Origin of the sequence: Bradyrhizobium sp. 956_D2_N1_4 (genome assembly GCF_052076025.1) — a bacterium.
GTDB classification, from domain to species: domain Bacteria; phylum Pseudomonadota; class Alphaproteobacteria; order Rhizobiales; family Xanthobacteraceae; genus Bradyrhizobium; species Bradyrhizobium barranii.
The window spans coordinates 2,243,972-2,268,957 of the sequence record NZ_CP197237.1 but is presented as its reverse complement, the minus strand read 5'-3'; the positions used below and the strand labels follow the sequence as shown (position 1 = coordinate 2,268,957).

Annotated in this window: 23 protein-coding genes and 1 pseudogene; 13 read left to right on the top strand and 11 right to left on the bottom strand. The window is 63.5% G+C overall.

The window, feature by feature from the left end; all coding sequences use genetic code 11:
* Positions 1-82 precede the first annotated feature (82 nt).
* Both AB7535_RS10140 and AB7535_RS10135 read left to right on the top strand, forming a co-directional pair.
* A complete protein-coding gene (locus AB7535_RS10140; RefSeq protein ID WP_063984019.1) occupies positions 83-1,378 on the top strand; it encodes a DUF892 family protein in 1,296 nt (431 codons plus the stop codon).
* An 80-nt stretch (positions 1,379-1,458) separates the two neighbouring features.
* Positions 1,459-1,608, top strand: a complete 150-nt coding sequence (locus AB7535_RS10135; RefSeq protein ID WP_155255931.1) for a hypothetical protein — start codon at positions 1,459-1,461, stop codon at positions 1,606-1,608.
* 39 nt (positions 1,609-1,647) lie between these two features.
* Here the strand turns inward: AB7535_RS10135 and gor are convergent, their stop codons facing one another.
* The 3 genes from gor to rpiA all read right to left on the bottom strand — a co-directional run bounded on the left by gor (position 1,648) and on the right by rpiA (position 4,444).
* Positions 1,648-3,036: a glutathione-disulfide reductase gene (gene gor, locus AB7535_RS10130; RefSeq protein WP_439036170.1), complete on the bottom strand. Its 1,389-nt coding sequence runs from the start codon at positions 3,034-3,036 to the stop codon at positions 1,648-1,650.
* Positions 3,037-3,167: 131 nt separating this feature from the next.
* Positions 3,168-3,716, bottom strand: a complete 549-nt coding sequence (locus AB7535_RS10125) for a DUF2059 domain-containing protein (RefSeq protein WP_071915171.1) — start codon at positions 3,714-3,716, stop codon at positions 3,168-3,170.
* Positions 3,717-3,718: 2 nt separating this feature from the next.
* Entirely contained in the window at positions 3,719-4,444 is a 726-nt protein-coding gene (rpiA, locus tag AB7535_RS10120) for a ribose-5-phosphate isomerase RpiA (RefSeq protein ID WP_028146742.1), read from the bottom strand.
* A gap of 165 nt (positions 4,445-4,609) precedes the next feature.
* On the opposite strand from rpiA, the gene AB7535_RS10115 reads away from it, so the two are divergent.
* The 6 genes from AB7535_RS10115 to AB7535_RS10090 all read left to right on the top strand — a co-directional run bounded on the left by AB7535_RS10115 (position 4,610) and on the right by AB7535_RS10090 (position 10,980).
* Complete coding sequence (locus AB7535_RS10115) at positions 4,610-5,284, top strand: HAD family hydrolase (protein WP_354176930.1); 675 nt, start codon at positions 4,610-4,612, stop codon at positions 5,282-5,284.
* A gap of 153 nt (positions 5,285-5,437) precedes the next feature.
* Positions 5,438-5,950 carry a hypothetical protein gene (locus AB7535_RS10110; RefSeq protein WP_439036169.1) on the top strand — a complete coding sequence of 171 codons (513 nt, stop codon included), beginning with the start codon at positions 5,438-5,440 and terminating at the stop codon, positions 5,948-5,950.
* 131 nt (positions 5,951-6,081) lie between these two features.
* Positions 6,082-7,134: a GTP 3',8-cyclase MoaA gene (moaA, locus tag AB7535_RS10105; protein ID WP_085404869.1), complete on the top strand. Its 1,053-nt coding sequence runs from the start codon at positions 6,082-6,084 to the stop codon at positions 7,132-7,134.
* Between the two features lie 300 nt (positions 7,135-7,434).
* Entirely contained in the window at positions 7,435-7,974 is a 540-nt protein-coding gene (locus AB7535_RS10100) for a TRAP transporter small permease subunit (protein WP_014496195.1), read from the top strand.
* On the top strand, positions 7,971-9,572 hold the full coding sequence (locus tag AB7535_RS10095; RefSeq protein WP_166352235.1) for a TRAP transporter large permease: 1,602 nt from the start codon (positions 7,971-7,973) through the stop codon (positions 9,570-9,572). Before AB7535_RS10100 ends, AB7535_RS10095 begins: the two co-directional genes overlap by 4 nt.
* A gap of 121 nt (positions 9,573-9,693) precedes the next feature.
* Complete coding sequence (locus tag AB7535_RS10090; RefSeq protein WP_439036168.1) at positions 9,694-10,980, top strand: M20/M25/M40 family metallo-hydrolase; 1,287 nt, start codon at positions 9,694-9,696, stop codon at positions 10,978-10,980.
* Positions 10,981-11,104: 124 nt separating this feature from the next.
* Here AB7535_RS10090 and AB7535_RS10085 read toward each other — a convergent pair whose 3' ends face one another.
* The 4 genes and pseudogenes from AB7535_RS10085 to AB7535_RS10070 all read right to left on the bottom strand — a co-directional run bounded on the left by AB7535_RS10085 (position 11,105) and on the right by AB7535_RS10070 (position 16,190).
* On the bottom strand, positions 11,105-12,505 hold the full coding sequence (locus AB7535_RS10085; RefSeq protein ID WP_439036167.1) for a sensor histidine kinase: 1,401 nt from the start codon (positions 12,503-12,505) through the stop codon (positions 11,105-11,107).
* Between the two features lies 1 nt (position 12,506).
* On the bottom strand, positions 12,507-13,181 hold the full coding sequence (locus tag AB7535_RS10080) for a response regulator transcription factor (RefSeq protein WP_028146749.1): 675 nt from the start codon (positions 13,179-13,181) through the stop codon (positions 12,507-12,509).
* Positions 13,182-13,342: 161 nt separating this feature from the next.
* Positions 13,343-14,295 (bottom strand): annotated as a pseudogene (locus AB7535_RS10075) (ABC transporter substrate-binding protein).
* A 131-nt stretch (positions 14,296-14,426) separates the two neighbouring features.
* Positions 14,427-16,190 carry a cache domain-containing protein gene (locus AB7535_RS10070; RefSeq protein WP_354112999.1) on the bottom strand — a complete coding sequence of 588 codons (1,764 nt, stop codon included), beginning with the start codon at positions 16,188-16,190 and terminating at the stop codon, positions 14,427-14,429.
* A 465-nt stretch (positions 16,191-16,655) separates the two neighbouring features.
* Between AB7535_RS10070 and AB7535_RS10065 the strand changes: the two genes are divergently transcribed.
* The 3 genes from AB7535_RS10065 (at position 16,656) to AB7535_RS10055 (ending at position 18,699) form a co-directional block, all read left to right on the top strand.
* Positions 16,656-17,513, top strand: coding sequence for a hypothetical protein (locus AB7535_RS10065; protein ID WP_063984030.1), 858 nt, complete (start codon positions 16,656-16,658; stop codon positions 17,511-17,513).
* 296 nt (positions 17,514-17,809) lie between these two features.
* Complete coding sequence (locus AB7535_RS10060; protein WP_354113000.1) at positions 17,810-18,415, top strand: hypothetical protein; 606 nt, start codon at positions 17,810-17,812, stop codon at positions 18,413-18,415.
* A complete protein-coding gene (locus AB7535_RS10055; protein ID WP_208086091.1) occupies positions 18,412-18,699 on the top strand; it encodes a hypothetical protein in 288 nt (95 codons plus the stop codon). The genes AB7535_RS10060 and AB7535_RS10055 overlap by 4 nt, the downstream gene beginning before the upstream one ends.
* Here the strand turns inward: AB7535_RS10055 and AB7535_RS10050 are convergent.
* From AB7535_RS10050 to AB7535_RS10035, 4 genes are all read right to left on the bottom strand, one after another.
* The gene (locus tag AB7535_RS10050; RefSeq protein WP_354113001.1) at positions 18,648-19,082 is read right to left on the bottom strand and encodes a YunG family protein; all 435 of its coding nucleotides are present in this window, start codon (positions 19,080-19,082) and stop codon (positions 18,648-18,650) included. The genes AB7535_RS10055 and AB7535_RS10050 overlap by 52 nt on opposite strands.
* A 523-nt stretch (positions 19,083-19,605) precedes the next feature.
* A complete protein-coding gene (locus tag AB7535_RS10045; protein ID WP_014496209.1) occupies positions 19,606-20,697 on the bottom strand; it encodes a TRAP transporter substrate-binding protein in 1,092 nt (363 codons plus the stop codon).
* A gap of 193 nt (positions 20,698-20,890) precedes the next feature.
* Positions 20,891-22,033, bottom strand: coding sequence for an Mrp/NBP35 family ATP-binding protein (locus AB7535_RS10040; protein ID WP_071915181.1), 1,143 nt, complete (start codon positions 22,031-22,033; stop codon positions 20,891-20,893).
* 108 nt (positions 22,034-22,141) lie between these two features.
* On the bottom strand, positions 22,142-22,579 hold the full coding sequence (locus AB7535_RS10035) for a VOC family protein (protein ID WP_028159844.1): 438 nt from the start codon (positions 22,577-22,579) through the stop codon (positions 22,142-22,144).
* 188 nt (positions 22,580-22,767) lie between these two features.
* Between AB7535_RS10035 and AB7535_RS10030 the strand changes: the two genes are divergently transcribed.
* Positions 22,768-23,640 (top strand): NAD(P)-dependent oxidoreductase, encoded by an 873-nt coding sequence (locus AB7535_RS10030; RefSeq protein ID WP_259257962.1) that lies wholly within the window; start codon positions 22,768-22,770, stop codon positions 23,638-23,640.
* Positions 23,641-23,662: 22 nt separating this feature from the next.
* Positions 23,663-24,940 carry a sodium:proton antiporter NhaD gene (gene nhaD, locus AB7535_RS10025; protein ID WP_354113002.1) on the top strand — a complete coding sequence of 426 codons (1,278 nt, stop codon included), beginning with the start codon at positions 23,663-23,665 and terminating at the stop codon, positions 24,938-24,940.
* Positions 24,941-24,986: the final 46 nt, after the last annotated feature.

Here is a 24,986-nt window from a genome sequence, read left to right as displayed (position 1 = left end):
TGGTCGCGGCACGATCCGAATTAGGAACGTCCAACACAGCGCTCAGTTGGCCCCGGTATCTCCTGTAGTCAAAGGTCTTTCCATGTATCATCACGTCAAAAAGCTCATGTTCACAGTCCGGGTCGACGAGCCCGATCCCCGGTTCGGCAATATGCTGCTGGAGCAATTCGGTGGCGCCAACGGCGAGCTTGCGGCCGCCATGCAGTATTCCATTCAGGGTCTCAACTGCGAGGATCCCGACCGTAAGGATCTCCTCATGGATATTGGAACCGAGGAGTTGAGCCACCTTGAGGTCGTCGGATCGCTCGCGCGGCTGCACTTGAAACCCATGAAGTTCGATCGCGAAGCGGCGGAAGCCGATCCCTTGATCGCGATTGCCGGAGGCGGCGGTGTCAATCTGTTCAACTCGCAAGGCAGTGCCTGGACGGCGGACTATCTCAAGATCACCGGAGAACTCGACGTCGATCTGCGCAGCAACATCGCCGCAGAAGCTCGGGCCAAGATCGTCTATGAGCGCCTGATCAATTTCTGTGATGACGCCGGCACCAAGGACGCCTTGCAATTCCTGATGACACGGGAAATCACCCACATGAAGGCGTTCTCACGCGCACTGGAAAGCATGAACAAGCCCACGTTCAGCATCGGCCGCATCGCTCCGACGCCCGGTCTCGTGGACCAGTTCTTCAACGATTCGACAGGGTCCGGCGACAATGGAGAAATCGACACAAGAGGTCCCTGGAATGAAGGCGAGGACTGGGTGTTCATGGAATCACCGGCACTCCAGAGCGGCGATCCCGGCGCAGCGCCTTCCATCGTTGCCGAAAGCTCGCCATCGGAACCGTCCGTTGGCCTTGACGACCTGCTGATCGATCAGCTGCGGGATCTCCTGCACGCGGAGAAGCAGTTGACCAAGGCATTGCCTCAGATGATCGAGGCTGCCCGCTACGACCAGCTCTCCGAGCTGTTCACCGTTCACCTGGCCGAAACCGAAGCGCAGATCGAGCGTCTCGACGAGTGCTTCGAACTTCTTGGGAAGAAGCCGCGCGCCAAGGCTTGCAAGGGCATGCAGGGGCTTGTCGAGGAAGGCGACGAAGTGATCAAGGAGGGCGCCAGGAAGGACGATGCCGCTGCGGATCTCGCGTTGATCGGTGCGGCACAGCGTGTCGAGCACTACGAGATTGCCGGCTACGCGACCGCCCGCAACCTGGCGCAGCAGTTGCGTCACACCGCCGTCGTCGCGCTGCTTTCCAAGAATCTGGCGGAGGAAGAGAACGCGGACCAGTTGCTCAATCAGGTCGCACGTTCGTTGATGTCGGTTGCGAAGATGCCCGCCGCCATCGAGCAGACCTTCGCCGAGGATGAGCCCGCCGGAGGCTAGGCCGGCCTTGAACCATTGACCACAAGGCAAGGCGGCCCCTGCAGGGGCCGCTGCGCCACCACAGCCGGAAAGGATCTAGCATGCGCCCGAAGATCAAAGAACATACCTGCCCGCTGTGCAACGGAACCGGCTTTCCCAAGTCCAAGGAGCCAGCGCACCCGGGCCGCAAGATCTATCCGGTCAAATGCGAGTCCTGCCAGGGCAAGGGCAAGATATCGGAGATGACGTGACGTGATCTCAGTGCTTTGAGGTCGCGCTGAAGGCCGGTCCTACTCCGCCGCCTGACGCACATGGCACGCCGTCGGCGTGCGCATGGTGACGAGCTCTTCGGCCGCGGTCGGATGCAGCGCGATCGTCGCGTCGAAGTCGGCCTTGGTCGCCTTCATCTTCACCGCGATCGCGACCACCTGGGTGACCTCGGCGGCACAATCGCCGACGATGTGGCAGCCGAGGACGCGGTCGGTCGAGCCATCGACGACGAGCTTCATCAGCACGCGGGTGTCGCGGCCGGACATGGTCGCCTTGATCGGCCGGAACGTCGTCTTGTAGATGTCGACGTGGCTGAATTGCGCACGCGCCTCGATTTCCGTCAGACCGACCGTGCCGACCTCCGGCTGCGAGAACACCGCGGTCGGGATGTAGGAATGATCGACCTGCACCTCGCGCTTGCCGAACACGGTGTCGGCAAACGCATGCCCCTCGCGGATCGCAACCGGCGTCAGATTGTGCCGGTGGGTGACGTCGCCGATAGCATAGATGCTGTCGACCGAGCTCTTCGAGAAATGGTCCACCGCGATGCCGCCATTCTCGGGGTTGATGGCGACGCCGGCCTTCTCCAGGCCGAGATTGGCGACCGACGGATGGCGGCCGATCGCGAACATCACCTGGTCGGAGGCAAGGCTCGAGCCGTTCGACAGATGCGTGGTGAATTCCTCGCCGTGCCGATCGACCTTCGCCACCGTGCAGCCGGTGAGAATGGTGATGCCCTGCTTTTCCATCTCGCTGCGGACGTGGGCGCGAACGTCCTCATCGAAACCACGCAGGATGTTGTCGCCGCGGTAAACCACGGTAACGTCGGAGCCGTAGCCGGCGAAGATGCCGGCGAATTCCAGCGCGATGTAGCCGCCGCCCTGGATCACGATCCGCTTCGGCAGCTTCTTCAGATGGAACGCCTCGTTGGAGGAGATCACGTGCTCGATGCCGGGGATCGAGGCGCCGTGGTTGGGCGCGCCGCCGGTGGCGATCAGGATGTATTTTGCGGTGATCTTCCGGTCGTTCTCGAGCAGGCGGACGGTGTGCTTGTCCTCGATCACCGCGCGACTCTTGACGACCTGCGCACCCGACTTCTCGACATTCGTCGTGTAGGCCGCTTCCAGCCGCGCGATCTCCTTGTCCTTGTTGGCGATCAGCGTCGGCCAGTCGAAGGTCGCGGGCGGAACGGTCCAGCCGAAACCGGCGGCATCTTCCAGCTCGTGACGGACATGCGAGCCGATCACGAACAGCTTCTTCGGCACGCAGCCGCGGATCACGCAGGTCCCGCCCATGCGGTACTCTTCCGCGATCATCACGCGCGCACCGTGACCGGCCGCGATGCGGGCGGCACGCACGCCGCCCGAGCCGCCGCCGATGACAAAGAGGTCGACGTCGAATTCAGCCATTGTCCACTCCGACCTCTTCTTTCAGCGCATGATCCGGAGAAGTGTGCAGCGGTTCTCCGATAGGACCATGCGCAAATAACATCCTAAAGCGCGATGACGCGCTTTAGGGATTTCTGATCAGATAGGTACTGTCAGATTTCCTTGCCACGCTTGCGCATCTCGGCACGGAAGGCACCCATCACGGTCTCGGAGAAGTTCTGGGCCCAGGAGTTCATGAAGGCCATGCTGAGGCCGATGGCGCGCGGCTCGGCGTCGATCAGCTTCTTGCCCAGCGGCGACTTGTAGAAGGTGACGAGGTCCTTCAGCTCCTGCTCGGTGAACTCGCTGGCATAGATCTGCGCCATGCCTTCGCCGATCTCGTTCTGGCGGCCGTTGAGCTGCTGGGCCACGATCGGCGCGACCTCGCTGAGCTCCTTCTGGTAGTTGAGATTCTGCTGGATCAGCGTGATCTTGGTCTTCTCGACCATGCCAGGCACGGCGCCCTGATACATCGCGGTGGCGTTCTTGATCTGCAGGATCTCCTTGGCCGCCGCAATCGCCGCAGGCGAGGCTTTCGGCGGGGCCGGCGCGGGAGCAGCCTTCTGGGCCGGCGCGGCCTGCTGCGCGATCGCCGGGACCGCCGAGACGGCCAGTCCAGCAGCAAGCGTCGCAGCCGGCAAGAATCTCAATACGCTCTTCATTCCTAGTCTCCTTTCGGCTTACGCCGTTCAATCACGCGAATTCCCTCGCCGCCCGCCAAAACGGCCGAGCTGGCCAAGCCGATAAACAAGCCATGCTCGACCACGCCGGGGATCGAGCTCAACGCCTTGGCGAGGCCAGGCGGATCCACGATGCGTCCGAGCTGAGCATCGAGAATCCAGTGGCCGCCATCGGTGACGAAAACGTGGCCATCCTTGTCGCCGCCTTTGGCTTTGCGGACCGCCATTTGCCCGGAAACGCCGCATTCGGCAAATGCCTTCTCGATCGCGCGGCGCGTCGCGCCGAGCCCGAACGGGATGACCTCGATCGGCAGCGGAAAGCGGCCGAGCGTCGGCACCCATTTGCTGTCGTCGGCAATCACGATCATGCGATCCGAGGCGGCCGCCACGATCTTCTCGCGCAGCAGCGCGCCGCCGCCGCCCTTGATCAGGTTGAAGTCGGGATCGATCTCGTCGGCGCCGTCGACGGTGAGGTCGAGATGATCGATCTCGTCCAGCGTCGTCAGCTTCACACCGCAGCGCTCGGCATCGAGGCGCGTCGCCTCCGAGGTCGGCACGCCGATCACTTTCAACCCGGCCTGTACGCGCTCGCCGAGCAGCTCGACGAAATGTTTGGCGGTCGAGCCGGTGCCGAGCCCGAGCTGCATGCCGTCACGCACCTCCTCGAGGGCGCGCGCCGCAGCCTGCCGCTTCAACTGGTCCATGTTCACGATGCGCCCGCCCCTGAATTTTAGAGTGTGCCGCCGATAGGTTGCTTGCGGCGGCCTATGTAGCCTCGTTTTTCCTGCCGGAACAGGCCTCCGGGCCGATCTTATAAGGTGAACTTATGGCTTCGGCCCTTGCGCCGATCCGGCCGGCCCGATAGCGCTGGGACCATGACCTCCTCTTACACCCTCGTCTTCGATCTCGACGGCACGCTTGTGGATACGGCGCCCGACCTGATCACCGCGCTGAATTTCGTGCTCGACCGCGAAGGGCTGCCGCCCGTGCCGATGGCCTCGGCCCGCAACATGATCGGCGCCGGCGCCCGCAAGCTGATCGAACGAGGGCTGGAGGCTGAGGGCCGCATGGTCACGCCGGCTGACATGGACCGGATGACGGCGGATTTCATCGCCTATTATGCCGACCATATCGCGGTCGAATCCCGTCCGTTCGAGGGGCTCGAGGCCGCACTCGACCAGTTTGCCGCCCAGGGCCACCGGCTGGCGGTCTGCACCAACAAGCTGGAATGGCTGTCGAAGCGGCTTTTGGACCAGCTCGACCTCACCCGCCGCTTTGCCGCGATCTGCGGCGCGGACACCTTTGGCGTCCAGAAGCCCGATCCGACCATTTTCCGCGAGACCGTGGCGCGCGCCGGCGGAGCGGTCAAAGCCAGCATCATGGTCGGCGATGCCGGAACCGACGTCGGCGTCGCCCGGCGCGCCGGGGTGCCCGTGATCGGGGTCAGCTTCGGCTACACGGACGTGCCGATCGCCGAGCTGAAGCCGGACCGGCTGATCCATCACATGCGCGACCTGCCGGCCGCGGCCCACAGCCTGATGACCACCTAGGAGCCACAAGCCTCTGAGATAACTGGCATATTCTACGGAACCCTGCGTTAACCATCTATTAACTATGCGCAGCGCGCCGGTTGCTTGCTTGGAACGACGCTCGTAGGTTCGCCCGGGGATGTGGCGGTTCGTCGCAGTTAGAAGTGGGTGGTCATGCGTCGTGTCATCGCGATTGCGCTAGCGGGAGCGAGCCTTGGTGGCTGCTCCTCGATGTCTTGGGACATGTTCAAATCGGCGCCGCCGACCGTCCAGGTCCGGCTCGAATCCAATCCTCCGGGGGCTGACGCCACGACCTCGCTGGGTGCTGGTTGCAAGACCCCCTGCTCCGTCTCAGTTCCCGCGCCCGACGCGCCGTTCACCGTCGCTTTCGCGCTGCCGAAATATCAGCCGGCCAGCGTGCCGGTGAACGTGATCAAGAATCCCGGGGATTTCACCACGCCTGCCTCGGTCACCACCGACCCGAATCCGGTGTTCGCGGAACTCCAGCCGGCAGTGCCGCCCAAGCCTGTGAAGAAGCCGCACCGGCCGAAGAAGCCGAAGCCGGCCGCAGCCGCCGCGGCGCCTGCGGATGCCGCACCCGCTGCGGCCCCTGCGGCCCCTGCGGATGCTGCACCTGCTGCGGTGGCGGCCTCGCCGTTTCCCGATCCGAACGCAGGAAAGCGCTGATCCAGGCGCTGATTACGTATACCACCCGATTGTCCTAGCCGCGTCCGATGCTTAGATTGCTTCCAGAGCACCACTGAAGCAAAGGTGCGCCCGTCGCCGTAAGTGACAAGGCATTTGGCAAGGCATCTGGTATGAACGGACCTTCCGCGAGCCCTCTCGCAGCAGCGAGCCCCCGCGACGCGCTGTCGAGCGCGATGACCGATCCGTTCGGGCGGACCATCTCGTATTTGCGCGTATCCGTCACCGACCGCTGCGATCTGCGCTGCTTCTATTGCATGTCGGAAGACATGACGTTCCTGCCCAAGGCGGACCTGCTGACGCTGGAGGAGCTCGACCGGCTCTGCACGGCCTTCATCGCCAAGGGCGTGAAGAAGCTGCGGCTCACCGGCGGCGAGCCGCTGGTCCGCCGTAACGTGATGACGCTGGTGCGCTCGCTGTCCCGCCACCTTTCGAGCGGTGCCTTGAGCGAGCTGACCCTGACCACCAACGGCACCCAGCTTGCGAAACACGCCCGGGAGCTCGCCGATTGCGGCGTCCGCCGCATCAACGTCTCGCTCGACACGCTCGATCCCAAGAAATTTCGCGAGATCACCCGCTGGGGCGAGATCGACAAGGTGCTGGAGGGCATCGAAGCCGCGCGCGCCGCTGGGCTTGGCGTGAAGATCAACGCGGTGGCGCTGAAGAACCTCAACGAGGACGAGCTTCCCGACCTGATGCGCTGGGCGCACGGCAAGGGCATGGGCCTGACGCTGATCGAGGTCATGCCGATGGGCGAGATCGGCTCGGGCCGTATCGACCAGTACCTGCCGCTGTCGCTGGTGCGCGCGCGGCTCGCCCAGCAATTCACGTTGACCGATCTGGCCGAGAGCACCGGCGGGCCGGCGCGCTATGTCAGCGTTGCCGAGACCGGCGGCAAGCTCGGCTTCATCACGCCGATGACCCATAATTTCTGCGAATCCTGCAACCGGGTGCGCATCACCTGCACGGGCACGCTGCACACCTGCCTCGGCCACGAGGATGCTTCAGATTTGCGCAAACCCCTGCGTGCATCTGACGACGACATGCTGCTTGCGGATGCGATCGACCGCGCCATCGGGCTGAAGCCCAAGGGCCACGATTTCATCATCGACCGCCGCCACGACCGCCCCAGCGTCTCCAGGCACATGAGCGTCACGGGCGGCTGAGGGATTCGCGCCCTCCCCGCCATAAGCTTTTGACTCGGCGTCAATTTGCCCATTTTCCGATTGACGGCGCACAAGCCCACTGGTTTGGTGCAGCCGCCTTTGCTTGCCCGGCAGCAATAAGCCGGCCGCGCCCCTTTGGCGGTCGCGGTCAAGACGGCAAGGCACGAGGGGAGGACTGACGCCGCAATCGCTCCGGAATATTGTCCGTGCGGTCGCGTGCTTTTCGCACGCCGGCCAAGCGATGCGTGCTGAAGCCTCCCGTAAAGTGTTGTGCCGCGACGGCGACGGAGAGAAGGTAAGATGCGTCCATTGCTGGCGGTGAGCAACGCCATCGACGCCCTCAATGAAAAGATTGGGTACGTCTGTAACATCCTGGTCCTGCTGGCGTGCCTGGTCAGCGCGGCCAATGCCATGATCCGCTATGCCTTCAGCAACTCCTCGAACGGCTGGCTGGAGCTGCAATGGTACATGTTCGCCATCCTGGTGATGTTCGGCGCGTCCTACACCTTCAAGCGCAACGAGCATGTCCGCGTCGAGATCTTCTACCTCACGCTCTCGGAACGCGGCCAGCTCTGGCTCGACATGATCGGCACGCTCTGCTTCCTGATCCCCTCCTGCCTCCTGCTCGCCTATCTGTCCTGGCCGTTCTTCATGCAGGCCTATAACGTCGGCGAGATGTCGGGCAACGCAGGCGGCCTGATCCGCTGGCCCATCAAGTTCGTGATCCCCGCCGGCTTCGTATTGCTGGCGCTTCAGGGTGTTTCCGAAGTCATCAAGCGTATCGCGGCTCTCCAGGGCTATGTGACGATCGACGCCAAGTACGAGAGGCCGACCCAATGATTACGCTGGAAATGATGCCGCCGCTGATGTTCGGCGGCCTGGTTCTGGCGATGCTGATCGGCTTCCCCGTCGCGTTCACGCTCGCGGCGGTCGGCTTATCCTTCGGCTTCCTGTCCATTTATCTCGGATTCTTCGACCTCAACTTCCTGCAGGCGATCCCCGGCCGCGTGTTCGGCAGCGTGCTTTCCAACGAGCTGCTGCTCGCGATCCCGTTCTTCACCTTCATGGGCGCCATATTAGAGAGATGTGGACTGGCCGAAGACATGCTGGACTCGATGGGCCAGCTGTTCGGCCCGGTCCGCGGCGGCCTCGGCTATTCCGTGATCATCGTCGGTTTCATCCTCGGCGCCATCACCGGCACGGTGGCGGCGCAGGTCATCGCCATGGCGCTGATCTCGATGCCGGTGATGATCCGCTACGGCTACAACATGCGCTATATCACCGGCGTGCTCGCGGCCTCCGGTACGATCACGCAGCTGGTGCCGCCCTCGCTGGTGCTGATCGTGCTCGCCGACCAGCTCGGCAAGTCGGTCGGCGACATGTATCTCGGCGCCTGGGGCCCCTCGGTGTTCCAGATCATGCTGTTCGCCGGCTACACCTTCATCCTCGGCCTGATCAAGCCGAGCCACGTGCCGCCGGTGCCGAAGGAAGCGCGCACGCTGACCGGTTGGGCGCTGTGGAAGAAGTGCCTGATGGGCATCATCCCCTCGGCCGTGCTGATCTTCGTCGTGCTCGGCACCATGATGATGGGTCTTGCGACCCCGACGGAAGCCGGCGCGATGGGCGCTGTCGGCGCCATCGTGCTCGCCGCGATCCATCACAAGGACTTCACCTCGAAGGACCGCATGATCCTGATCGGCGGCGTGATCGCCGCCGGCGTCGGCACCATCGTCGCGATGCTGTTCACCGAGAACCTGGTCTTCAGGCTCTCGTTCGCCGTCACCTATCTCGCCGTGGCGTGGATCTGCATCCAGGCGGCACGCATCCCCGAACTGCGCGACCTGATCAAGCAGGGCTACGAGTCCACCATGCGCCTCACCTGCATGGTCACCTTCATCCTGATCGGCTCGACCTGCTTCTCGGTGGTGTTCCTTGGCGTCTCCGGCGGCGTCTGGCTCGAGCATCTGCTGACCTCGCTGCCCGGCGGCGTGTGGGGTTTCCTGATCTTCATCAACCTCTTCATCTTCTTCCTGGCGTTCTTCCTCGACTTCTTCGAGATCGCCTTCATCATCCTGCCGATGATCGCGCCGATCGCGCAGAAGGTCCTCGCCCCGGTGGTGGGACCGGACGCGGCGCTGATCTGGTTCGGCGTGATGCTGTGCGTGAACATGCAGACCTCGTTCCTGCATCCCCCGTTCGGCTTCGCGCTGTTCTATCTGCGCGGCGTGGCGCCGAAGGAAGTGAAGAGCTCCGACATCTATTGGGGCGCAATCCCCTGGATCGGCCTGCAGCTGATCATGGTGCTGCTCGTGATCATCTTCCCGATCACGGTGACGGGCCTGCTCGACAAGCCGCTCAACGTCGACCTCGACAAGGTCAAGATCGAAGTGCCGCAGATCGACCTGCCGCCACTGGATCTCGGACCGCCGCAGAAATAGCGGCCATAACCATCGTCGTCATGTTCCGCCTCGGCGGTTCATGACGCGCGCGCCCGCGCGCGTGACAAGCAACGCAAACACGGGCATACCGGGCCATCCTCCAACTGATGGACCGCCGCGCATGTCCCGATCGCTCCCTGCTCCGTCGCTCGCTCCCTTGATTGCATCGCTCTGGCTGGCATGTGCCGCAACGTTTGCGCATGCGGAACCGATGACCGATGTCCATGCGCTGGCGCAAAAGGAGCAGCAGCCGCTGCTCGACACGCTGCGCGATCTCGTCAGCATCGAATCCGGCAGCAAGGACATCGACGGCCTGAACCAGATCGCCGAGCGCGTTGCCGGCCAGCTCAAGCAGCTCGGCGGCACGGTGGAGATCTTGCACCCCACCGACGTCTATCGCCTCGACGACACGCCCGAGACGATCGGCCCGGCCGTGCACGCCGTGTTCAAGGGCACCGGCAGCAAGAAGATCATGCTGATCGCCCACATGGACACGGTGTACCTGAAGGGCATGCTGAAGGACCAGCCGTTCCGCGTCGACGGCGACAAGGCCTACGGCCTCGGCATTGCCGACGACAAGCAGGGCGTCGCGCTCATTCTCCATACCGTGGCGATGCTCCAGAAACTCAATTTTAGGGATTACGGCACGCTCACGGTGCTCACCAATGGCGACGAGGAGATCTCCTCGCCCGGCTGGCGCAGCACCATCACCAAATTCGCCGCGGATCAGGACGTGGTGTTCTCGTTCGAGGGCGGCGGCACCGACGGCACGCTGCGCCTTGCCACCAGCGGCATCGGCTCGGCCTATCTCACGGTGCACGGCAAGTCCTCGCACGCCGGCGCGCGGCCCGAGGGCGGCGTCAACGCGCTGTACGAGCTCTCGCACCAGGTGCTGCAGATGAAGGACCTGTCCAAGCCCGAGCAGGGCCTGAAGCTGAACTGGACGGTCTCGAAGGCCGGCACCAACCGCAACGTGATCCCGGCCGACGCCTCGGCCCAGGCCGATGCGCGTGCGCTCAAGGTCGCCGATTTCGACGAGTTGCAGAAGGCGCTGCAGGAGAAGATCAAGAATCGCCTGCTGCCCGACTCCAGGGTCGAGCTGAAATTCGAGGTGCGCCGCCCGCCGCTGGAGGCCAACGACGCCTCGCGCCGCGTCGCGGCCTACGGCAAGACGATCTATGGGGAGATCGGACTGTCCCTCAAGGTCGACGAGAAGGCGACCGGCGGCGGCACCGACGCCGCATTTGCCGCGCTCAAGACCAGCGGCGCCGTGGTGGAAGGCATGGGCCTGTCAGGCTTCGGCGCGCACTCCAACGATGCCGAATATGTGCAGATCAACAGCATCGTGCCGCGGCTTTATTTGGCCACGCGCATGATCATGGACCTGTCCACGGGCAAGCTGAAATAGCGGCCGCTTTCTTCCCTTCTCCCCTTGTGGGAGAAGGTGGCGCGGAGCGCCGGATGAGGGGTTCTCTCCGCGCGCTTGACTAAGAGTTGGATTCGCGGAGAGAACCCCTCACCCGTCTCGCCGCTTATCGCGGCGAGCCACCCTCTCCCACAAGGGGAGAGGGTGAAGAAGCCGTCTTCTCCGCCAGCCGAAACCGCAGCGTGAACTCCGCGCCGCCGCCGGGAAGATTTTCCACCGCCACCGTCGCGGCATGATCGTCCGCGACCCCGCGCACGATCGAGAGCCCGAGTCCCGCGCCGTCGCTGCGCTGGCGGTCGGCGCGCCAGAAGCGCTGGAAGATCAGCTCGCGCTCGGTCTCCGCGATGCCGGGGCCGCAATCGCGCACGCGCACCGAACCGTCCTCGCGCACCTCGACGTCGACGGCGGTATCCTTCGCCGTGAACTTGATGGCGTTTTCGGCGAGGTTGAAGATCGCGCGCTGGAGCATCTCCGCATTGCCGTGGATCAGCACCGGCGCGTCGGCGCCCTTCAGCGCGATGTCCTTGTGCTGCGCGATCGCGAACGGCGCGATGGAGCCGACCACCTCGGCGCAGACGGCGCGCAGGTCCGCGGTCTCGCCGGGATCGAGCACCAGGGTGTCGAGCTCGGCGATCTCCAGCAGCTGGGCGACGATGCGGCTCATGCCTTCGATGTCGTCGTGCAGCGCCTGCCTTGCGGCGCCATCGCCCAGCGTCTCGATCCGCGTGCGCAGGATCGTGAGCGGCGTGCGCAATTGATGCGCGGCATCCGCCGTGAACTGCCGCTGCACCCGAAAACCGTCCTCGAGCCGGTCGAGCGCCTGGTTCACGGCGGTGACCAGCGGCATGATCTCGCGCGGGATCTGCTCCGTCGGCAGGCGGATGTCGGTGCGCGCCGGCCCGATATTGCTGGCCTCCTCCGACGCCTTCCACAATGGCGCGATGGCGCGGCGGAAGATGATGATGTCGGCGGCGAGCAGGATCAGCAGGATCGGAATGGTGATCCACCCGACCCGGCGGAAGAAGTTCGAGATGATGTCGTCGATGATGACGTCGCGATGCGCCAGATCCTCGGCCACGCGGATGCGCACGATCTTGCCGTCGATGATGCGGGTGACGCCGGCGCCGGAAATCGTCTCGGAAAGTGTCGGCGGCGCCGACGCTGCCGCTCCCGTCTTGCGGCGGGACGAGAACAGCAAACGGCCGTCGGCATCGCGGATATCGTAGAGATAGCGGCCGTAGGCTTCCGAATAGAGGCCCCGCAGGCTGTCCGGCAGGTTGAACGTCAGCAGGCCGTCCGGCGCGGCGACAATGCGCTCGGCCAGCACCTCGGCCTGCGCGCGCATGGCTTCGCGGTGCAGCTGGTCGACTTCGGAATTGAGCAGCCAGAACAGCACCAGCGGCAGGAAGATCGCGACGACCGCGACCGCCACGATGTGCATGAACACGATGCGCCAGATCAACGATTTGAATGTCGGCGATCTGCCATAGGCCCCGGCGGCCGCCACGCTATTTCTCCTCGGACATGAGATAGCCGACGCCGCGGATGGTGTGGATCACGACCTTGGCGCCGTGCTCGGTGAGCTGCTTGCGCAGCCGCGAGACGTAGACCTCGACCGCGTTGGAGGCGACCTCGCCTTCGAGCCCGAAGATGTGGTCCTCGACGTTCTTCTTCGGCACCACCCGCCCCTGCCGGCGCAGCAAAATTTCCAGCACCGAGGTCTCGCGCGCGGAGATGATCCGCGGCTGGTCGTCGACGAAGATCTGGCGGCTTTCGGTGTCGTAGACGAGATTGGCGAGGCGCAGCGAACGGCCGAGCAGCTGGCCGGGCCGGCGCAGGATCGCCTCCAGCCGCGCCACCAGCTCCTCCATGGCGAACGGCTTTGCCAGATAGTCGTCGGCGCCGCTGCGCAGGCCGCTGACGCGGTCCTGCAAGCCGCCGCGCGCGGTCAGCACCAGCACCGGCAGCGGCTCCATCTGCCGCCGCAGCTCGCGCAGCACCGACAGGCCGTCGCCGTCGGGAAGGCCGAGGTCGAGGATCATCGCAGCGTAGCTGACGCTGCTGACCGCCTCGCGCGCCTCGGCCGCGGTGCTCACGATGTCGCTCTGGTAGCCGGCGGCCGACAGCCCGGCGGCAACGAGCCGCGACAGCTCGACATTGTCCTCGACGATCAGAAGGCGCATCGCAGTCCCGCCGGATATTCCGGTGCAATCACGGCTCGCGCCGCATCTTCGCTCTCTTCCACCATTCCGGCCGCCTCGGCCAGCGAAAAAGCGCGTGGCAGGCTCGCCCGCGCCCCCTGTCAGGTTCGTGTAAGCCGATCTGGGCGCGTTCCCATGATGGTTTACTCGATCACCTCGTCCGCGCCGGCAATGACTGCCGCGGAGAACGGATGGCCGAGCAGTTTCGCTGCCTTCAAATTGACAACGAGCTCCACCTTCGTGACGAGCTGAACCGGAAGATCGGAGGCTTCTCGCCCGACAGAATGCGTCCGGCATAGATACCCGCGCGACGGTGCGACTGCACGAAATCTCCTCCGTAGCTCATCAAACCTCCAGCCACGGGAAAGTCTCGGGTCTGCGTGATTGCGGGCAATTGATATTTCATCGCGAGAGCCGCCAGTCGGGCACTGCGAAATGCAAAATAAGGGTCGGAGGTAAACACAACTCCGCTTGGCCCGTCCCTGGCAACGGCCGCGAACACGGATTCAAATTCATCCTCCTTGCTTGCGCTATAGATCTGCAGTTGAACCCGCAGGGTTTCTGCGGCCGCCTGAAGCTTCTGCAATTGTGATGGTGCGGTCGGACTTGTCGGGTTGGCGACCACCGCCAATCTGGTCGCCGTGGGCAACAGGTCGCGCATCAGCTCAAGCCGCTTTGGCGACACATCGACGCTCAGGCTCGATACCCCCGTGATATTTCCGCCCGGCCGCGACAGGCTGTCCACCACGCGTAGCTGAACGGGGTCGCCGCCCATCTCGAACACGATGGTCTTGGTCGTACCCGTACCCTTCGCGGCAAGTGCCACGGGAGCCCCGCCAGGAGCCACGATCAGGTCTACATTTCTGGCGACCAATTCGGCAGCCAGGGCTGGCAATCGAGAATATTGTCCGGCGGCCCACTGAAAGTCGATCGCCACATTGCGCCCCTCGACGAAGCCGGCTTCCTCCAGTCCCTGTCGGAAAGCCTCAAGTCGACTGCCAAAGAGCTCGGGTGACTCCGGGCAAAGATATCCGATGACCGGCATGGAGGGCTTCTGCCCATACGAGACGGTCGTCCACGTCGCGGCGCCTGCCATCCAAAGAAGAAAATCACGCCGTCTGGCGCGTCTGCGTAGCGTTGCTGCTTCAGGGTTGGCGCACCTCATGCCCACGGACCCGCTGCCGTCAGCCGTTTGCCGGAGCATAGCCCCGGATACGCGGACAGTCTCTAGCGGATTGTGCCGGGCATCCCGCGGCCACTCGGCTCGAGAGCCTCGAAGGATATTCCGAAGACTGGAATGGCTTCGTCAAATCCTTTGATCTCGCGGCCCCCGAGATCCTCAACGGGCCGCCTGCCCTTGACGTCGGCGGCGACTTTGGCGTCGATCAGGATTTCCTTGTCTGCGGCAGATGCGCACAGCCGGGCCGCAAGATTCACGACGCTTCCAATGGCGGTGTAGTCGAGCCGGTCCTCGTATCCGATCCGGCCGACAGTCGCCGGCCCGCTGGCAAGGCCGATTCCGAAACCAATGTGGTAGCCACGCGATCGCCAGCCGGCGATGAGGGCTTGCACGTTCGTCTGCATGTCGACGGCGAGATCGATGGCTCTCAATGCAGGCTCTTCGACCGGGACAGGTGCGTTCACCAGCACCATCAGTCCGTCGCCGGAGAAATTGATCAGCGTTGCCTCGAATTTCGTGATGACCCTGCCAAGGCTTTCATAATATTCCGACAATACGCTCATGACGTCCTCGGGCGCGGCGCCTGCTGAAAACGCGGTGAACCCCCTCAAATCGCAGAAGACAACGACGACTTCCGTACGGCGGCCGTCCAGCACGCTGTCATCGCCGGCTCGATCGACGAGATCGGCGACCTGGGGGGCAAGGAACCGCTTGAGCTTGGCGATGCGCTCCTGGTGCTGCTGCGCCAGCGCCAGCTCGGACGCCATTCTGTTGAAACTGTTTGCAAGACGCTGGAACTCGTCCCCGGTGTGGATCGAGATGCGGTGGTCAAAGGACCCGGCACCAATCCTCTCCGTGCCCTCCTCGAGCAGCTTGATCGGCTCCGTCATCCGGTGCGCCAATGCATAGGCAAGAATGCCTGCGAGCATGGTGCTGATTGCGAGAAGCATTGCCGTCCGCCACAGGGCGGAATAGATCGGCGCGTAAGCTTCGGATAGCGGCTGCACGACCACGACTGTCCAGTCGGGGCCCTGTACGGGAGCAGCGCTGGCGGCAACATAGTGTCCTTGCGCATCCCGGCTCGTTGCGAAGCCCGCTTTCGACCCTATCGCGTCCCGCACAGCCCGAAATGGCTTGGAGGTTGCTTCCTCCGCCCCGCGGAGCACGAGGCTGATGTCGGGATGGGCGATCAGGCGACCCGATCGGTCCAGGACGAAGGCGGAGCCGGTCTTTCCGACCTTGATCGCCGAGATCACGTCCCAAATCAGCTTGAGGTTCACTTCGGCTATGACTGCGCCGACAGCCGGTCGGTTGCCGGCAATCCCGACCGTCAAGTACGGTTCGGAGCCTCGATTGTAGCTGACGTCGCTGAACCAGATCTGAGCTGCGCGGGCACCAACCAAGGCGGGATCGGCTGATCGGTCCGTGCGGCTCTCGATCCGATTGAGGCCGATCCGCGAGATGTAGAGACGCTCCAGGCCATTGCCGTCGAGGAGTGTGAGACTGACGATGGCGGGCGCTTGTCGAAGCAGGCGCAACGCGTCGGTCCGCCGGCGTTCGTCGAACTCGTCACTCCATGGAAGCTGAACCAGCCAGCCAAGCTGACTCGTGATGCCGTGGATGAAATCGTGAATTTCGGCGGCCGCGGATGCGGACTGGAGGCTAAGCCACTGGTCGAGCCTCGCGCGCTGATCGCGATAGCCGAACCACGCTTCAATAACGCCGTTGAAAGCAAGTGGGATCGCGACAGCCACGAAAAGCGCGAACAGATATTTATGAAAAAGGCCGCGAAACCGATCCTGAGGAATCATGATCCGGTCTCCTGATAATCACATAAATACAATGACCCAGAATAACATGTCGCTCCGCCGTCGGGTGGGGTTCATTCGAACCCGAGCGTACCGGTGCACCCTTCGCGCTTTCTAGGGCGGACCAGCCACGCGGTCTGGCGACAAATTGGCGCCATGGCTGAATTGTCGGCCGATGTCAGCCTCCGGCTGACTGGCCTTCGCGCCGCACGCCGGCTTTTGACCACCCTGAATGGGCGTTGCTGCCGGGCAGACGTAGCATGCGCCGCAGCCACGTTGATCTAGGTCAAGCATCACCCCCGCCTTTGGCCTCACGTCATGTTCAGCCCCATTTCAGGCGGCGACGTCGCCTTTCAGTTCGCTGGCGCCCGGCAACTTCCGGCTCGGCGTCGCATTCTTCCAGTGGCCTCCTCTCCCTCCTGATCCTGCAGCAGGCTTACTGGGGGTTCGTCGACGAGGACCTTGCTCATGATAACAATTCCAGAACTGACGTCCCAGGCGCTCGGTGCGTTCCTCATCTCGGAGACAAAAGGCCGCTTCGGCTCATCGCATGCCAGCTTGCCGGAATTGCTCCCTTACGCGGCGAAGCTGGCCCTGGAATGTATCGGCAATAGCGATGCATTGTATCACAACGTGGAGCACACCCTGTTGGTCACGCTGGTGGGGCACGACATCCTGATCGGCCGCTCACTTCTGAGGCAAACCACGGCCAGCGATTACGCTCACTTTATCCTGGCCTGTCTGATCCACGACATCGGCTACGTTCGGGGCGTCATCTACGGAGACCAGGAGGGCGCCTATGTCGTTGATGGTACCGGCCGAACGGTTGAGTTGCCGGTCGGCTCCTCCGATGCAGCGCTTGCGCCCTATCACGTCGATCGCTCAAAATTGTTCGCGGTGGAGCGCCTCGACGCAGTCGACCAGATCGACGCCGCGCGCGTTGCCCAGGCCATCGAATATACCCGCTTTCCCTATACAGACGCACCAACGAGCGAACTCAAGGATGATCTGGACGAGGAAGAAGGTTTGTTGCTGCGCGCCGCTGATCTGATCGGCCAGCTCGGCGATCCGAACTACATGAAGAAATCAAATGCGCTCTTCTATGAATTCGAAGAGATAGGGCTCAACAAATCGCTCGGATACGCCACACCCGCGGACGTGGTGCACAAATATCCGCAGTTCTACTGGACCAAGGTCGCACCGCAAGTCCCGACGGCGATCCGTTATTTGAACGTAACCTCGAGCGGAAGACAATGGATCAGCAACCTGTATGGCAATGTCTTCCGCGCCGAGCGAGAGGTTAGACTGTCTGGTCCGCAGCTGTAGATCGGCGTTCACCGCCTTGGCCTTCCGCCGAAAACATCTGGCGGGCCCGCGTCGGCCATGGCCTCGCGATTACAGTACGCATCGTCAAAACCTCATGTTCAGGGAGGGCGACAGCATGGCAAGAGCTCGCAGGATGACGCGGCGCCCTACCATCCTGCGCCCGCTTCATTCAAAGTTGAGCATTCCGCGCATTATCGGTTGTTTCAATTCCATTTACAACCTAGTCACGCTTGAGCGGTTCATCATCGACGGGCGCGCCGCGCGGAAGTCCGCTGCGGCACCGGGGATCCAGTCACATGAAGCGAAAGCTTGTTTGGAGCAGCGCGCTGAGCCGGATCGTTTTTGCTCTCGCCGCAACGATTTTCATCGCATCGGAGAGCCATGCGCAGTCCGGACAATCGAAGAGTACCGGTGCGATTTTGCCGGATGTCGCGATGCTGCTTCATGGACCGTTCGGTGAGGACTCGTACAAGCTGACCAGTACAGCGGATGATTCCGTCACACTCGAAGAGTTTGGCGACCGGCGCATGCGTCTTGAGATACGTCAGATTCCAGACAAGAAATGCGTCTTTCTTTCCACAAGTCAGGAGAAGGATGGGTTCAACGTCGTGCAATTGGATTTTACGAAGTTCGACGGGACTTATCAGCTGTGGGAAGCTTGCCGCGGGCCGGCCGATGCTCCGCCTGACAACAGGTGCACCTATTCTCTTCATTTCAGTTCGCAGAAGCGGGCATTCTGTAATTCGCGGCGTCCACAGTTGGACTCCGACGTGAGCAAGATGCCGTTTCCCGATGAAGCCTGCCAGCCGTACGCGCTCGGTGCGCGAGCAAAGAAATTCTACACCAAATACATCGATGCCTTCGAGCGCATCAAGGAGCAGTGCGGGGGTAACAGCCGATGACCGACGGCGAACAGAAGCTCCTGATCGCGCTTGTTCTGATGGTCAACCAGCATCTGGACGAGTACGGCGACGAAGTGGACTCCATTTCGGTGTCTGCTGGCGAACATGCGATTGAAGCGTTGGCGGATTATGGCCTGATGGAGGTCGTCAACACGCGGTTCGGCCGATGGACGGATGCGGGTAAGCAGTTTCGCCGAGACGTCGCGGGAATACGCGATCCGCAGCCGATCGATTATCCGGGGCAGATACGATTGGTCGGGAAGTCGGACCCGGAGGCCGACTGATGGACGCCGGGCAAGCCCGCCGTCCCACCAGCCGGGATAGTACTAGTACAGTGCCGCAGAAAAGCGGCCCTGAGCTCAGCCAGTTGGTCGCTCGTTGCTCCCAGCTCTGCGTCGGCTCGATCCGTGAGCAAGTCGACGTAGGCAATCGGCTGATCGAACTGGCTCGCCGTGAAGTCATACCGCCGGCCTTCGATCCGATTGTAGAAATGATCGGCCGCCGGCAGAGGCGTTTTCAGCAGCTCGCCGCCGAAGAGTTCGTGAACGAGCAGCGCCGTGACGTTGCACTGCCCTGCCGCCGGATTGTTCGGCGTCCATTGGCTGGAAGTCGACAGCGACCATGCCTCGCGCAGCGCGCGTTGAACCTCATCGGGATCGAAGCTCATCGTCACCTCACGGGATCGGCACCGAAGCGCCAATTTCGGATTATGCGATTATTGCTTTTTGCCACTGTTTTGCCCGACGTGTCAAACGGGTTCGTTGCCGGGTCGAGCCTCAACTCCATCCACCCGTCATTGCGAGCGTAGCGACTTGTCCGCCGAAGCCTCGGCGAAGGCGGAAGCAATCCAGCAACCCTCCGCGGTCACGGTCTGGATTGCTTCGTCGCAAGGGCTCCTCGCAATGACAATGCGGGAACGGACGCGCGGCAAATGACGATGTCATTCCAGATGCCGCGATCAGGCAAAATCGCCGCGCTGGCCCCGGCTGCGCGACGATTGCCCCTTCCTGCTGATTTACCCCAACGGTCCAAATGGTTGGCAGCATTCATAGGGCGGCCTGCCCTCGCCCCGCTTCTACTGTGCATGGGGTTGTTTTTCATATTTTTGTTTGGGCGGCCGCAGGCGGCAAAGAAAAAGCCCGGCCTCGCGAACGAGGCCGGGCTCTGTCGTCTTGCGACGTTTCGAAAGGTCAGCCGCGGGTGCGCGAGCGGATCATGAAGCTGTCGTAGGTGTATTCGGCGACCTGCCACCACAGATATTCGTCGGAGCGGTAGGCCTGCATGGCGTCGATCGACTTCTTGAAGTCGGGGTTCTTGGCCGAGATCTCGCCCCACAGCTCGTTGGTCGACTTGAGGCAGGCCTCGAGCACTTCGTTGGTGAAGGGACGAAGCTGGGTGCCGCCGGCGACCAGACGCTTCAGCGCCGCCGGGTTCTGCATGTCGTAGCGCGCGGCCATCCAGCTGTTGGCGTTGGCCATCGCGTTGGTGAGGATCGCCTGGTAGTTCTTCGGCAGCGAATTCCACTTGTCCAAATTGGTGAAGGCGTGGACGGTCGGACCGCCTTCCCAGAAGCCGGGATAGTAGTAGTACTTGGCGACCTTGGCGAAGCCGAGCTTCTCGTCATCGTAGGGGCCGACCCACTCAGCGGCGTCGATGGTGCCCTTCTCCAGCGCCGGATAGATGTCGCCGCCGGCGAGCTGCTGCGGCACGACGCCGACCTTCTGGAGCACCTGGCCGGCGATGCCGCCGATGCGCATCTTGAGGCCGGAGAGGTCCGCAACGGTCTTGATCTCCTTGCGGAACCAGCCGCCCATCTGGGTGCCGGTGTTGCCGCAGGGCTGACCGATCACGTTCGACTTCTTGAAGAACTCGTTGCCGAGTTGCTCGCCGCCGCCCTGGTACCACCAGGAGTTCTGCTGGCGCGCGTTGAGGCCGAACGGCACCGAGGCGTAGATCGCCCAGGTCGGGTCCTTGCCGACATAGTAGTAGGAGACGGTGTGGCACATCTCGACCGTGCCGTTCGAGGTCGCATCGAGCGCCTGGAGGCCGGGGACGATTTCGCCGGCGGCGAACACCTGGATCTGGAATTTGTTGTCGGTCATCTCGGCGACGTACTTCGCCAGCTGCTCGCCACCGCCATAGATGGTGTCGAGCGACTTCGGGAAGCTCGACGTCAGGCGCCACTTGATCTCGGGCATGGATTGCGCGATCGCCGGCGAGGCCACCGCGGCGGTCGCCGCCGCGCCTGCTGCCGACACTTTCAGGAAATCACGACGCTTCATCTTCAGGTCTCTCCTTGTTGGGGCGTTTCCCCTAAACTTCCTCGTTGTCGCCGCTCGTTCCGGCGACGCGTTTTTGTCGCGTCGAACCGAAGGGGCTTGACTGCCGTGGCCTTTAACACGGAAGCCCCGCTTTCGGAACGCGACAATGGCATGACGGGGCTCTACGAAAGTCGCATGTCCCCAAAAGACCGGCTCAGGCCGCGGCGATAACGCCTTTGAGCTGGTCCCGGACCTGCCCCGCAATGGCGCGATAGATCGCCGCATGAGGGCCGTCCGGCTCGCTGTCGACCACGGGATTGCCGGCATCCGAGGTGGCGCGAATCGCCATGTGCAGGGGGATCTCGCCCAAGAACGGTACCCCGAGCTTCTCGGCCTCGTGGCGCGCGCCGCCATGGCCGAAAATATCCGATTTCGTGCCGCAATGCGGGCACTGGAAGTAGCTCATGTTCTCGACGATGCCGAGCACGGGCACGTTGACCTTCCTGAACATCGCAAGCCCCCGCCTTGCATCGATCAGGGACAGGTCCTGCGGGGTCGAGACGATCACGGCGCCCTTGAGCGGCACGTTCTGCGCGAGCGTGAGCTGGGCATCGCCGGTACCGGGCGGCATGTCGACCACGAGTACGTCGAGGCTCCCCCATGCGACGTCGCGCAGCATCTGCGTCACCGCCGACATCACCATCGGACCGCGCCAGATCATCGCGGTCTCTTCCTCCACCAGGAAGCCGATCGACATGATGGCGAGGCCAAAACGCTTGAGCGGAATCATCTTGCGCTCGCCGTCCAGCGCCGGCTTCTCGTGGAGGCCCGTCAACCGCGGCACGGAGGGGCCGTAGATGTCGGCATCGAGCAGCCCGACCCTGAGGCCGAGGTCGCGCAGGCCCAGCGCCAGGTTGAGCGCGGTGGTCGACTTGCCGACGCCGCCCTTGCCCGAGGCGACCGCGATCACGGCAGCGACACCCGGAATCTCGGACTGGCGAGCCATCGGCGATTGGGCGCCGCCCTGCGGCGGTGGCTTGTGGGCGTGGACCGGCTGCACGCCCGGCGTGCCGCGGCTCGGCGTTGGCGGCGGAGGTGGCGCGGCGCCCGGCTTGCGCTCGGCGGTCAGCGCCACCATCACGGTGGTGACGCCGGGAATGGCGCGCACCGCGGCCTCGGCCTCGGCCCGGACGGATTCCCAGGCCCGCGCCTCGGCGGCATCGACGTTGATCGAGAAGAACACCTTGCCGTCGGCCGCGCTGATCGCGCTCAGCACATTGGCATTGGTGAGCGCGACCCCGCGGGGCGACTTGATCCTGGCGAGGCTGTCGAGAACCTGTTGCTGCGTCACGCTCAAAGCGCATCTCCTGAACAGAGCATGATCCGGAAAAGTGTGGAGCGGCTTTCCGATCAGATCACGCTCAAGGCTTGAGGATGCCCCATTAGAGCGGAAACGGCCAAAAGGCTACTGCCTGCCGATATCGTCAGCCATCTCCGCGGGGGCAGCCCCCTGCTCCGCAGCGGCCTCGTAATTGAGCTCGATCATGACCCCGTTGGGGTCGTGGACGAAGATCTGCCAGAGGTCGCCGCCGGGCACCTGGCGGGAGTCGAATTTCATGCCCTTGGACGTCAACCGCTGCTTCATGCCGTCGAACCCGCGGCTGACGAAGGCGACATGGTGGACAACGCCGGAATCCGGCTTTTGTGGCTCCGAGGTCGGGGAAATATCGACGAGGTGCACCACCGCCTTGCCCTCGCTGTACATCCAGGCCCCCGGGAAGGCGAAATCGGGCCGCGCGCCTTTTTCCAGGCCCAGCACGTCCTCATAGAAGCGGACCGTCTCGGCCAGATTCCGGGTCCGGATGTTGAAATGATCGAGGACACCAACGCTCACGCCACCCATGCTTTCGCTCCCTTTTTTATGTAGGACCTTAAGTCCCGCCATCCTAGCACAGGCGGCTGCCAAACGAAGCCGTTGCCCTCTGGCCTCAAGGGTTTATGGTGCGCTCCTAATCCGCCCTCATAGCGGAACCAGGCGCCACCTCGCCCGGCAATAACCGTAAAACCCAAACTACGGACAAGGTACCACACATGGCTAAAGTCGCTTTCCTCGGTCTCGGCGTGATGGGCTTCCCCATGGCCGGACACCTCGTGAAAAAAGGGGGCCATGAGGTCACCGTCTATAACCGCACCGCGGCCAAGGCGAAGGAATGGGCGGACAAGTTCGGCGGCAAGACCGCGGCGACCCCGAAGGCGGCAGCCGAAGGCCAGGACTTCGTGATGTGCTGCGTCGGCAACGACAATGATCTGCGCGCGGTCACGATCGGCCCCGACGGCGCGTTCGCCGGCATGAAGAAGGGCGCGACCTTCGTCGACCACACCACCGCCTCCGCCGAGGTCGCACGCGAGCTCGACGCTGCCGCCACCAAGGCCGGCTTCAAGTTCATCGACGCCCCCGTCTCGGGCGGCCAGGCCGGCGCCGAGAACGGCGTGCTGACGGTGATGTGCGGCGGCGCCGAGGGCGCCTATGCCGGCGCCGAGCCGGTCATCACAGGCGCCTATGCGCGGATGTGCAAGCTGCTCGGGCCCGCCGGCTCCGGCCAGCTGACCAAGATGGTCAACCAGATCTGCATCGCGGGCCTGGTCCAGGGCCTCTCCGAGGGTATCCACTTCGCCAAGAAGAGTGGCCTCGACGTCGCCGCCGTGATCGAGACCATCTCCAAGGGCGCAGCGCAGTCCTGGCAGATGGAGAACCGCTACAAGACCATGAACGAGGACAAGTACGATTTCGGCTTCGCGGTCGAATGGATGCGCAAGGACCTCTCGATCTCGCTGGCCGAAGCCCGCCGCAACGGCGCCAATCTGCCGGTGACCGCTCTGGTCGACCAGTTCTACGCCGAGGTCGAGAAGATGGGCGGCAAGCGCTGGGATACGTCGAGCCTGCTCGCGCGCCTTAACCGCTGACACCTGTCGAACTGATCCCGCCTTGCTGATCGCGATCGCCGTCATCTTCGTTCTGGCCTATGCGGCGATCGCGCTCGAACACCCGCTCCGGATCAGCAAGAGTGCCACGGCGCTGATCGGCGCCGGGCTGCTCTGGGCGATCTACGCGGCCACGATCGGCGACCACGCCATGGTCGGCCGGCAGATCGACGAATCCGTCGTTTCCACCGCGCAGATCGTGTTCTTCCTGATCGGCGCGATGACCATCGTCGAGGTGATCGACGCCCACGACGGTTTCGAGGTCATCACCTCCCGCATCAGCACGACGAGCCAGGTCCGCCTGATGTGGCTGATCGGCTTCGTGACCTTCTTCCTCAGCGCGATCCTGGACAATCTGACCACCACAATCGTGATGGTCTCGCTGATCCAACGGCTGATCGCCAGGCGCGACGACCGCCTGCTGTTCGCCTCCCTCATCGTCATCGCCGCCAATGCCGGCGGCGCCTGGACCGTGATCGGCGACGTCACCACGACCATGCTGTGGATCGGCGGGCAGATCACGCCGCTGAAGATCATGGGCTCGGTGTTCCTGCCCTCGCTGGTCAATCTGCTCGTGCCGCTCGCCTTCATCAGCCTTCTGGTGAAAGGCAAGACCATCGCGCCGCCACCCAAGGACGACGGAGTTCAGCTCGTCGGGTCGTTCGAGCGCAATCTGATGTTCTATCTCGGGCTCGGTGTATTGATCGCCGTGCCCGCCTTCAAGGCGGTCACGCATCTGCCGCCCTTCATGGGCGTGCTGCTCGGCCTCGGCATCGTCTGGCTGGTCGGCGAGGTCGTTCACCGCGACAAGGACGAGCATGTTCGCCGTCCGCTGACGCTCGCGCATGCGCTGACGCGGATCGACATGAGCTCGATCGTGTTCTTCCTCGGCATTCTGCTGGCGGTCGCCTGCCTCGAGCATGCGGGCCTCCTGTCGATGCTGGCGCGCTGGCTGGAGGCGACGATTGGCCGCCAGGACGCCATCGTCGTCGTGCTCGGCCTGCTCAGCGCTGTGATCGACAACGTGCCGCTGGTTGCGGCGACCATGGGCATGTACGACCTCGGCCACTACCCGCCCGACAGCTTCCTCTGGGAGTTCATCGCCTATTGCGCCGGCACCGGCGGCTCGATCCTGATCATCGGCTCGGCCGCGGGCGTCGCCGCCATGGGGCTCGAGCGGATCGAGTTCCTCTGGTACGCCCGCCGCATCGCCATTCCCGCGCTCGCGGGCTATCTGGCGGGCGCGGTGGCCTACGTCGCCCAGCATGCGGTGCTGCACTGACCGGCACTGCGCGCGTTCAAAATTAACGCCGGGTTAACGTAATTCT